Here is a 10528-nt window from a genome sequence, read left to right as displayed (position 1 = left end):
TGCGTCCCTGCTGTCCCTGCTGTACAGGGGCCAACTGGCCGCCCGCCGGCGGCTGATTGGTCAGGGCACCGGGGACACCGTTCGGCCCCTCGCCGCGCACGGAACGATCATTGGAAATCTGCTCGCTGCGCAGCGCCGTCTGATCCGGGTCGTAGCGCTCCTCGGTCTGCTCGGTGACCGAAAAGTCAAGCTGCGCATCCACCTGCGCCCGCACCTTGTCCCGGCCCACGATGGGCGCGAGCAGATCGCGAATGCGCTGGACGTAGTTCCGCTCGATACGCCGCTGCTGGGCGAGCTGCTCACCGCTGGCCTCGGCACCGTTGCCCCCGGACTGCTCGGTGAGCAGCGTGCCGTCCTGATCGACCACTGAAACACGCTCGGCGCTGAGCTCGGGAACCGCGCCGGCGACGAGGTTGACCACCGCCCGGACCTGGCCGTCGCTAAGCGACCGGCCGGGAAATAGCGTGACGGTTACCGATGCGGTGGGCTTGCGGTCCTCGCTGACGAACGCCGAGCGCTCGGGGATGGCGAGATGCACGCGCGCCGAGCGCACGGCGTTGAGGCTGGTTATGGTGCGGCCGAGCTCGGTCTCCAGCGCCCTGTGGAACCGGGCCGTCTGCAGGAACCGGCTGGTGCCGAAGCCCGGATCCTTGCGCAGGCTCTCGAACCCCACACCACCGGTCTGCGGCAGGCCCTGGGCGGAGAGCGTCATGCGCGCGTCGTAGATGCGATCCATCGGCACCATGATGGCGCCGCTGTTCTCGTCCACCTGGAACGGGATGTTCGCCGTCTGCAGGGCGTCCATCACGGCACTGGCGTCCTCGGCGGGCAGATCCGAGAACAGGGGCCGGTACATGGGCTCCTGCACCCACATCACCAGGCCAACACCGGCGGCGATCGCCACTGCCAGGCCAAGCACCAGCGCGAGCTGACGGAATACCCGGTCGCCCAGGTACTCGCTGATGAGCCGGCCGAGCCGCCCCTGACCGTCGCGCCGCGGTCCCGACCCGGCGGTATCGGTGGCGGGCTGCTGCCCGGGCTGTGTCGTGAGTGCCTGACTCGCCTGCGCCATTGCCGTGCCCTAAGTTACACCTGCATCCGCGATATCTGGCGGTATGCGTCCAGTAGCTGGGTCCGGGTCTCCTTGACCGCAGTGAACGCCACCCGCGACTTCTGCCCCGCCACCATTGCCTCTGCCAGCGAGACGTTGCCGCCCCGGAGGAAGGTGTCGGATTTCTGACTCGCGGTCTGCTGCAGGTCGTTCACGGAACGCAGCGCATCGGTGAGCATCCCCTGGAAGCCCTGCGACGACGAGGCGGTGCCGGTCGCGGTGGCCGCGGCCTCGTTGGACGGTGTGCGCTGGGCCTGCGAGGCCAGGGTGCGCATCTGCGCGAGCACCTGCTGGATACTGGGGTCGGCCATGTTCATTCCCTCCACGGGCATTGGACCTGCCCCGGTGTTGCAAGGGCCGTGCCCACTTTCGAGAACCCCCGTCACGTGCCGGGCAAATCCGGCGCCGGCCGACGCAACGGCTCCGCCCGGAACTGCCGACAGCCGGCCTGTCGGCTGCCAGGAGCAGCCGACCTACCGGCCAAGCCGACCGCGCCGTGCCCCTCTCCCTTCACAGGAGAGGGGTTGGGGAGAAGGTGTAGCTCCCGCCGCCAAGGGTAGGCCGGACACGGCCGCCAGGCCGTGTGCGACATCCCTAACCCCGCTCGGGCGCCCCGAAAGACGTCGCACGCCTGCGGCGCACGACCTACCCATCGTTGTAGGTCGGGCACGGCCGCCAGGCCGTGTGCGACGTCCCTGACCCCGCTCGGGCACCCCGAAAGTCGTCGCACGCCTGCGGCGCACGACCTACCCATCGTTGTAGGTCGGGCACGGCCGCCAGGCCGTGTGCGACGTCTTCGGTCAACCCCCCGCCGCCCGGGATATCCGCGAAACGCCATCCTGCTCCCCACACCCCGGTCACGCCGGGCGCGAGGCGGTGTCCTCGCGGTCGATACCATACTTGCGCAGCTTCTCCACGAGGGTCGTGCGACGCAGGTTGAGCAGCTTCGCCGCACGGGCCACGACGCCGTCGGTGGCATCCAGGGCGTCACGAATCAGACGCTGTTCCAGATCGCCGAGCACCTCGCGGAGGTCCATACCGGTCTCCGGATCCAGGGACGGCCAGCCCCCCCCGGCAGCATCCGATTCCACGGCCGCGGCCTCCGCTTCCGGCTCGGGCTCGGGGATGTGCTCGTCCACCGCTTCGAGAAGGCGTTCCGGCAGGTCGTCAACATCCGCCTCCTGCCACGGGTGGAGGATAGCCATGCGCTCGACCAGGTTGGCGAGCTCGCGGACGTTGCCCGGCCAGTGATAGCGCGCGAACAGCGCCAGCGCACGCGGACTGAACGACACGGAGCCCCGGCCGTCACTCTCGATCCGGCGCACGATCTCGTCCACCAGCACCGGGATGTCGGCGACCCGGCGCCGCAACGCCGGCAGCTCGATGGGGAAGACATTGAGGCGATAGTAGAGATCCTCGCGGAACTCGCCGTCGGCGATCCGCCGCTCCAGATCACGGTGGGTGGCCGCGATGATACGCACGTCCGCCTCGATGCTGCGATTGGAGCCCACCCGTTCGAAGGTGCGCTCCTGAAGCACGCGGAGGAGCTTGACCTGCATGTGCAGGCTCATGTCGCCGATCTCGTCGAGGAACAGCGTGCCCCCCTGGGCGAGCTCGAAACGGCCCTGGCGCGCCGAGATAGCACCGGTAAACGCACCTTTCTCGTGACCGAAGAGCTCGCTCTCCAGCAGGTCCGCGGGAATAGCGCCGCAGTTGACGGGTACAAACGGCTTGTCAGCCCGCCCGGACTGGGCGTGGATCTGCTGCGCCACCACCTCCTTGCCGGTGCCGGACTCGCCGAGGACCAGAACGCTGGCCTCGCTCGCGGCGACCTGCTCGATAAGCCGCCCGACGCGCTGCATGGTCCGGCTCTCGCCGACGAGCCGCGGCACCGCATCCCGCGCTCCCTCGGCGGGTCTCGCGGGCTGGCCGAGGACCTTCTGCATCGCCGACTGGAACTCCTGGCGGCGCAATGGCAATTGCAGGGTACCGACCACATTGGCACCACGGCTCAGCGCACTGCCCCGCTCCACCCCGACCAGGTAGGCCGGCACGCCGGGCAGGCGCTCCCACTGCGCGTTCAGCAGCTCGGCCCCTGAATCGTCGCCCCCGACGACAAGGCACAGCGCGGGATCGACCTCACCGAGCACGCCGTCGAACTCCGCCGGATGGGCCACACAGCGCGCCGTGTGCCCGACGAATTCCACGACAGCGCAGACGCCAGCAGCCCGCTCGGCGTCCGCGTCGAGCACCAGAACATTCGCCATTGCATTGCCCCGTTCATCAGAAGGGCCACCCCCTCAGGCGGCCTTGTTGTTCTTCCGGGGTGAGACACGTCCGCCTTCTTGTGTGCGCCGGTTCTCACCCGGGGCTAGAGTTCAGCAGTTCGAGAACCCGGCGTCAATGAACCGACGATCAAAGGACGCACCGTCACCAGGTGTCGACGCCCTGACACCCCGGTCGTGCGCCGCCTCCGTTGGTGCCGTGTCGCGCGTCGGCGGGAGCTGTCGCACACGGCCTACCGGACGGTTCGGTAGGTCGTGCGCCGAAGGCGTGCGACGTCTCGGGTAGCGCCGTGTCGCGCATCGGCAGGAGCTGTCGCACACGGCCTCACGGCCGTGCACGACCTACCGGACGGTTCGGTAGGTCGTGCGCCGAAGGCGTGCGACGTCTCGGGTAGCGCCGTGTCGCGCGTCGGCGGGAGCTCTCGCACACGGCCTGCGGCCGTGCACGACCTACCCGGGGTTCCCGAAGGCGGGCGACGTCTCTTTGGGCTCAGCGGGAAAAGCGGCGGTAGGCGTCGGCCGCCTGGCGCCCGCGCTGGGACTCCTCCAGCATGCGGGCGGCCTCGTCGCGGTGGGCACGGGCGAGCTCGATCAGCGACTCGTCGAGCTCAAGCACCCGGCGGACGCAGTCCGCGACCACCGGGGCGGCATCGTGGGGAACCGGGGTGGCAAAGAGCTCGCGGGAAAGCTCCTGGCGTTCAGCCTCGCGTTCGGCAAAGCCGACCCAGTCACCCGCCTCACCGAAGGTGCGCATCTCACGGGTGAGCGCCAGCAGCCGCCGCGCGATGCGTTCGCGCTCCGCGGCCGCGGCGGCATCGCCGTCAGACGGCGCCACCGGCCTGGGCGTTTTGCTGTCCGGGGGCATTGCGTGCCTCTGCCGGGATTCCGTCCCAGCCTTCCTTGATCTCGCGGAGCAGGGTCGCGACCTCGTCCAGCGCCGTCAAGTCATTATGCGCGTTGGCCGCCACCAGGCGCCGCTGCATATACTCGTACAGCGAATCCAGGTTGCTCGCCAGCTCTCCACCCTCTTCATGATTCAGACTGGCTCGCAGACCGTCGAGGATCCCGATCGCCTTGCCGATACGCTCGCCCTTCACCGCGACATCGCCACGCTCCATCGCGCCGCGGGCCTGGGCTACACGCTCCAGACCACCGTTGAACAGCATCGCTGTCAGCTGCCAGGGATCAGCGTAGTTCGCACCGCTGCGATCCACCTGCTGGTAGGCGTTAACGCCGTAAGTCATCTGCCGCTACCTCTGTCGTACCCCGTGTGCCCCGCTCCGGGGCGTCTGTTTCAAACGAACGCCAGTCGGCGCTAGTTGTCCCCGTTGGTGCTGATGTAGCCCGGCAGGCTCTTCAGCCCCTGGGTCAGCTGGCTCTGCATGCTGTCCATGTCCGAGACGATCTGGTCCATGGCAATAAACTGGTCGAGATACCGCTGCTGGAGGTTGGACATGCGCCGGTCCAGATCGTCGCGCTGGTCGGCGATACGATCGAGCCGGTCCTGCAGCCCGTCGGTGCGGCTGCTGATGAGCCCGTTATCGCCGAGATACGAATCGGCGATCTCCTCCAGCCGGCCCGCTACCCCGCCGGAATCCGCCGTGAACAGCTCCGCGACACCTTTCGGATTGTCCTCCAGGGCGGCGTTGAGACGCTCCTCGTCGATACTCAGCTGGCCGTCGCGACCAACCCCCAGGCCGAGATCCGCGAGGCTGCGGAGATCGCCCTCGACACCCTCGACGGGACTGGTCACGCCCTGGCGGACCTGCGTCTGCAGCCCGCGGGCGGTGGCGTCCCCAAGCAGCACAGAGGCCTCGCCACTGGCCTTGTCGTAGCTGGTCAGCTGGCTGATGGTCTGCATCAGGGTGTTGTAGCCCTTGACCATATCCTCCAGCGCGGACTTAACGCCGCTGTCGTCACGGCCCACGGTGAGTGTCTGGGTCTCGCCCGGCGCAGAGGACGCCAGGTCGATGGTCACACCGGGGATCACGTCGTCGATGCTGTTGCTCGAACGCGTCGCGGTCTGACCATCCACCTGGATCACCGCGTCCTCGGCGGTCTGGGTCTCGGTGAGGTTGCTCACGCCGGAGTCATAACGCAGTGCCGACAGGCCGGCGGCGTCCGTGTCGTCGCCGTCTCCGTCACCACTGACGCCGACGGTAATCGTGTTCTCGGTACCCGGGTCGTCCGCGGTGAGTACCAGGCGCGATTCGGTGTTGCCGCTGCTGTCGTCGACGTTGATGATGCTTGCGGTCACGCCGCCGTCGGCGTCGTTGATGGCGTCCCGAATGCCGGACAGGGTGTTGTCGCCGCTGCCGATCTCGACGTCGAACGAGGAACCACCGACACCGATACTCAGCGTGCCCGTGCCGACGGTAGAGTCCTCACTCCATCCCATGTCGCCGGCACTGGCGAGCTTCTGCGGGCTCGCCATCTTCGTGACCTCGATGGAGTAGGATCCGGTCTGCGCGGTCGAATCCGCCGAGGCAGTGAACACCTCGGAATCCGATGAGCTCGCGCTTCGCTGCCCGAAGGTATCGACCTTCTGCAGCCCCTGGATGCTATCGCTGAAGCTCGACAGGGCCGATTTCAGCGCGCCATAGGCCGAGAGCTTGGTCTGATAGGTCTCCTCTTTCGAGGAGAGCCGCGACTCGGCCGGCTCACGCTCGGCGGACACGAGATCGGAAACTGTCTGGTTGATGTCCAGGCCGGAGCCGATTCCCAGGCTGGTGAGCGTTGACATGGGGCTGACCTCTTACCGATTGACCGCCGCCGGCGAACCGTCCGTCACGCCTCGGTCCGGAACAGTGCGCCGCCGTCTTCGTCGCTCAACTTGTGCATGAAACGCGCCAACTCGAGGATATCCTCGGGCGGAATCTGCCGGATCACCTCGTCGGTACGGCCGTCCACCACCTTCACCACGCTGCGTCCGGTGGCATCGTCCACGGAGAACTGCAGGTTATGGTCATAGCGCTCGAAGCGCTCGCGCAGCTGCTCCACGAGCTGCTCCGCCGCCTTGCGTTCACCCTCGCCGCCCAGGGCCGGGCGCTCCGAGTCCTGTATCGCCGAGGTGCGGGGCTGGTCCCCCGTGCGCTGCTGCTGCACCGTTGATCGAGACATTGAGCGGCCATCGGCCTCAGTGGTGGGGGGCACCACCTGAGAAAGCCCCTGTGAAACATTCTGAACGGTTGCCATTTCCGGACCCTCTCACCACCCGGTAAGCGGCGGCGCCCCGGGTCAGGGCGCCGCCATCCGCCTGCCTTACTGCAGCAGGCTCAGCACCGACTGCGGCTGCTGGTTGGCCTGGGCCAGCATCGACGTACCCGCCTGCTGGAGCACCTGGGCCTTGGACAGCTTGGCCGTCTCGGCGGCAAAGTCCGCGTCCTGAATGCGGCTGCGCGCGGCCGAGAGGTTCTCCGAGCTGGTCTCGAGGCTCGAGACCGTGGACTCGAAGCGGCTCTGGATGGCACCGAAGGTACCCCGGAGCGAGTCGACGTCCGAGAGCGCGGAGTCGATGCGCTGGAGCGCCGCATCCGAGTTCGCGGCGGTCAGGATGTCCGAAGCGGACAGGGCCTTGGTGCCCGTGGTGTCGGTCGCAGTGGCGGCGACCGTGCTGAACGACTGCGACTCGCCGTCGTTGTTGGCCACGGAGATCTGGTTGTCGGAATCGAGGCGCACGCTGCCCTTGTAGACCGTGTACTCACCGCCGGTCGCCGTAATTCCGGTGTTGCCGAAGAAGCCGCCGACACTGGCCGAGCTGCCCACGGACTCCTTGATCTCGATGTTGCGGCCATCCTCCGCGCTCAGCACCAGCTTGCCGGAACCGTCCACCCGCGCACCCACGCCGGTCTCGTTGGAGGCGTTGTTGATCTGGGTGGCCAGCGCCTCGGCGCTGCTCACGTCCACGCTGCCCTCGGTCTGCTGGGTGATGGTCTTGCCGTTGATCTCGAGGGTGTAGGTCTCGGACGTGTTGGTGCTGTCACCGAAGCTCAGCTCGCTGAAGCTCAGGGTGGTCTGCGCCGCCTCTGCCGTTGCGGTCACGCCGTGGTCCTCGGTGCCCAGGTTGATCGCCTCGGCGATACCATAGGCGGAGTTGGCGCCGCGGCCCGCGCTCATCTCGTCGGAGGTCAGCGCGGAGCTAACGGACGCCACGTTGACACCGTTGATCGCCAGATCGCCGGAGCTGTCGAGGAAGAAATCGTTGCTGTTCGACGGCGCGCTGGTGGAAGCGGAGTAGTCGTTCAGCGCGTAGTCCGCCGTGGCGTGATTACCGATGGAGTTCGTCCGCATGCTGGAGCTGACGTCCACGGAGATGGTCTCGCCGACGTTGGCGCCCACCTGGAACTCCTCGGTGCCGAGGCTGCCGTCGAGGATATTACGGCCGTTGAACGCCGTGGTCTTGGCCAGACGGTCGTTCTCGGAGAGCAGCTGCTGGAACTCGGCGTCCAGCGACTCCCGGTCCTGGGTGGCGTTGGTGGCGTTACGCGACTGCACCGCCAGCTCACGCATGCGCTGGAGGTTGTTGGTCATCTGCTGGAGCGCGCCCTCGCCGGTCTGCGCCAGGGAGATGCCGTCATTGGCGTTACGTGCCGCCTGGTCCATGCCGTTGATCTGGGCGGTCATGCGATTGGAGATCGCAAGCCCCGCCGCGTCGTCCTTGGCGCTGTTGATGCGCAGACCCGAGGAGAGACGCTCCATGGCCGTACGCATGGTGTCCTGGGTGTTGTTCAGGTGCCGCTGGGAATTCAGCGACGCGATGTTGGTGTTGATGACCTGTGCCATTGCTCAGTCTCCTTGCCAGATAGTCCGGAGCCCCGGATTGCGCTTCGGCGACCGGCCTGTCTGATGCACTGATGGCCGCCTTCAAACCCTCTATCGGCACCCCCGCGAAGGACTTTACCCCCTGACCACAAGAGATTATCCAATCGGCGACGGCACGCCCCTTGCAATGCCCCGTACGGGCCGCGGGAGGCGCCATGGCGGGGCCCGCTGGGCGGCAGGCGCCGTGGATGCGACACTCCCGCGTGGACGGACAAACAGGTGGAACGACAGACATGACTAACGCCGGCACGGACAACGAGCGCCTGGAGCTGGCCGACCTGCACCAGGGCGCCGGACGCCTGCAGGAGGCCGAGGCGGGCTACCGCGCAGTCCTCGCGGATGATCCCGAGAACGCGGACGCCTACAACGGCCTGGGTCTGCTCGCGATGCGGATCGGCCAGCACGACGTGGCCGGCCAGCTCTTCGGCATGGCCGTCGAGCTCGCCCCCGGCGATACGGTCTTCCTCTGCAATCAGGGCACCGCCCTGTACGGCGAGAGCCGTCTGGACGAGGCCCGGGCCGTATTCGAGCAGGCGCTGGCGCACGACGAACACTGCGCCAAGGCCCTGCTCAACATCGGCATTATTCATAAGGCGCGCCGCGAATACGCCCAGGCCACCGAGGTGCTCAACCGCGCCGTGGTCGCGGCCCCGCGGGATCCGGACGCCTTCGCCAACCTCGCCGAGGCGCTGCTGGAGATCGGCCAGCACGATTCGGCGGAGAACATCGCGCGGGCAGCAGTCAACCTCGACAACCGCCACGTCCTCGGACTCTTCGCACTGGCCTCCACCCTCGTGGCGCTGGCGCGCCCGCAGGAAGCGCTGGCCTGGGCGAAGCGCCTGGTGCGTTACGCCCCCGGCGAGGCACGCTTCCACCGGCTGCTCGCTGAGTGCCTCGCCCACTCCGGCGGCCACGAACAGGCCTACCGAGAGGCTCGCAAGGCGATCGCGCTGGCCCCCGAGGACACCGCGGGGCTGGGACTGATGGCGGAGATCCTGGCCGGCCAGGGGGAGTGGGACCAGGCGCAGGATGCGATCGAACGGGCACTGGCACTCAAACCCGGCGACGACCAGCTCGTCAGCATCAAGGCCCGGGTGCTGGAACGCAGCGGCCGCAAGGCCGAGGCCTTCGAGCTGGTCCGGCCGCTGATCGAGAACAACGCCACCGTGGCCCCGGGTACCCTGGGGGCCTATCTCACCCTCGCCCGCCGGATGGGCGAACAGAAGCAGGCCGCGGAGATCGTCGACCGCGCCATGTCCGGCAGGCTCGCCAGCCGCTCGCACTACGGCCTCTACTTCACCGCGGGGCAGCTCTACGACGACATCGGCGACTACGACCGGGCCTTCGACTTCTTCCGGCGCGGCAACGAGATCAAGCCCCGGACCTACGACCGGGCGTTCGCGGAAAAGCAGTTCGACGCGGTGACCACGACCTTCACGAAGGCGCTGTTCGAGCGCCTGTCGGGTATCGGCAGCGACTCCCGGCGACCAATCTTCATCGTCGGCATGCCCCGCTCCGGCACCAGCCTCACCGAGCAGGTCATCGCCAGCCACCCCGGCGTCACCGCCGCCGGCGAGCTACGCGAGATCCAGAGCATCGCCAACGCCCTGCCGGAGCTCATGGACGTCACCACCCCCTACCCGGAGTGCGTGCCGGAGCTCACCCGGGAGTCCGCGGCGAAGGCCGCCGGGCAGTACCTGGACTTCCTCGCTGAGCTGGCGCCGGACGAGACACTGCGGGTCACCGACAAGATGCCGCAGAACTTCATGCATCTCGGCCTGATCGCGCTGCTGTTCCCCAACGCGCGGATCATCCACTGCAACCGGAACCCGCTGGACACCTGCCTGTCCTGCTATTTCCAGAACTTCGCCGCCTCGGGCCTGCAGTTCGCCTACGACCAGGACAACCTGGCCCATTACTACCGCCACTACCGGCGCCTGATGGCCTACTGGCGGGAGGCGTTGCCGCTGTCGATCCACGAGCTGCACTACGAGCGCCTGGTCAGTGACCCGGAGCTGGAAATCCGCCGGATGCTCGAGTTCTGTGACCTGCCGTGGGACGACGCCTGCCTGGACCACACGCGCTCCGGCGTACGCACCCTGACGGCGAGCTACGACCAGGTCCGCCAGCCGATCTACACGAAGTCCAAGCAGCGCTGGCGGCACTACAAGAAGCACCTCAAGCCGCTGATCAACGGGCTGGGGGAGGCGCTGGCGTTCGAATAGGCGGGCGTTGGCGTGCCTTTGCGCGTGGCTTTCGGAGAGGGATGGGATGTCGCACACGGCCTCGCGGCCGTGCACGACCTACCGGC

9 protein-coding genes are annotated in these 10528 nt (G+C 67.8%); 1 reads left to right on the top strand and 8 read right to left on the bottom strand.

Features of this window, described 5'->3' with window-relative positions:
• From fliF to G7A99_RS00130, 8 genes are all read right to left on the bottom strand, one after another.
• Positions 1 to 1072: flagellar basal-body MS-ring/collar protein FliF (gene fliF, locus G7A99_RS00165; RefSeq protein ID WP_163138571.1), on the bottom strand; the 1072-nt coding region annotated here is incomplete at its 3' end.
• 14 nt (positions 1073 to 1086) lie between these two features.
• The gene (fliE, locus tag G7A99_RS00160) at positions 1087 to 1422 is read right to left on the bottom strand and encodes a flagellar hook-basal body complex protein FliE (RefSeq protein ID WP_026320970.1); all 336 of its coding nucleotides are present in this window, start codon (positions 1420 to 1422) and stop codon (positions 1087 to 1089) included.
• Positions 1423 to 1968: 546 nt separating this feature from the next.
• Positions 1969 to 3378 carry a sigma-54 dependent transcriptional regulator gene (locus tag G7A99_RS00155; protein ID WP_018717362.1) on the bottom strand — a complete coding sequence of 470 codons (1410 nt, stop codon included), beginning with the start codon at positions 3376 to 3378 and terminating at the stop codon, positions 1969 to 1971.
• Positions 3379 to 3886: 508 nt separating this feature from the next.
• Complete coding sequence (locus G7A99_RS00150; protein ID WP_018717361.1) at positions 3887 to 4231, bottom strand: flagellar protein FliT; 345 nt, start codon at positions 4229 to 4231, stop codon at positions 3887 to 3889.
• Positions 4218 to 4640: a flagellar export chaperone FliS gene (fliS, locus tag G7A99_RS00145; protein WP_018717360.1), complete on the bottom strand. Its 423-nt coding sequence runs from the start codon at positions 4638 to 4640 to the stop codon at positions 4218 to 4220. Before fliS ends, G7A99_RS00150 begins: the two co-directional genes overlap by 14 nt.
• A 71-nt stretch (positions 4641 to 4711) precedes the next feature.
• Positions 4712 to 6139 carry a flagellar filament capping protein FliD gene (gene fliD, locus G7A99_RS00140; RefSeq protein ID WP_163138570.1) on the bottom strand — a complete coding sequence of 476 codons (1428 nt, stop codon included), beginning with the start codon at positions 6137 to 6139 and terminating at the stop codon, positions 4712 to 4714.
• Positions 6140 to 6183: 44 nt separating this feature from the next.
• Entirely contained in the window at positions 6184 to 6516 is a 333-nt protein-coding gene (locus G7A99_RS00135) for a flagellar protein FlaG (protein ID WP_084594097.1), read from the bottom strand.
• A gap of 141 nt (positions 6517 to 6657) precedes the next feature.
• Positions 6658 to 8178: a flagellin gene (locus G7A99_RS00130; RefSeq protein ID WP_018717357.1), complete on the bottom strand. Its 1521-nt coding sequence runs from the start codon at positions 8176 to 8178 to the stop codon at positions 6658 to 6660.
• Positions 8179 to 8450: 272 nt separating this feature from the next.
• Here G7A99_RS00130 and G7A99_RS00125 point away from each other — a divergent pair, with 272 nt between their 5' ends.
• Positions 8451 to 10442 carry a tetratricopeptide repeat-containing sulfotransferase family protein gene (locus G7A99_RS00125; RefSeq protein ID WP_163138569.1) on the top strand — a complete coding sequence of 664 codons (1992 nt, stop codon included), beginning with the start codon at positions 8451 to 8453 and terminating at the stop codon, positions 10440 to 10442.
• The last annotated feature ends 86 nt before the right edge of the window (positions 10443 to 10528 follow it).

Source organism: Arhodomonas sp. KWT (genome assembly GCF_010993615.1).
This window is presented reverse-complemented; position numbering and strand designations above follow the sequence as displayed.

Bases quoted from the DNA above. Each gene is read 5' to 3' on its own strand.
- fliE (WP_026320970.1), bottom strand. From the start codon at position 1,422: ATGGCCGACCCCAGTATCCAGCAGGTGCTCGCGCAGATGCGCACCCTG.
- G7A99_RS00155 (WP_018717362.1), bottom strand. From the start codon at position 3,378: ATGGCGAATGTTCTGGTGCTCGACGCGGACGCCGAGCGGGCTGCTGGC.
- fliS (WP_018717360.1), bottom strand. From the start codon at position 4,640: ATGACTTACGGCGTTAACGCCTACCAGCAGGTGGATCGCAGCGGTGCG.
- fliD (WP_163138570.1), bottom strand. From the start codon at position 6,139: ATGTCAACGCTCACCAGCCTGGGAATCGGCTCCGGCCTGGACATCAAC.
- G7A99_RS00135 (WP_084594097.1), bottom strand. From the start codon at position 6,516: ATGTCTCGATCAACGGTGCAGCAGCAGCGCACGGGGGACCAGCCCCGC.
- G7A99_RS00130 (WP_018717357.1), bottom strand. From the start codon at position 8,178: ATGGCACAGGTCATCAACACCAACATCGCGTCGCTGAATTCCCAGCGG.
- G7A99_RS00125 (WP_163138569.1), top strand. From the start codon at position 8,451: ATGACTAACGCCGGCACGGACAACGAGCGCCTGGAGCTGGCCGACCTG.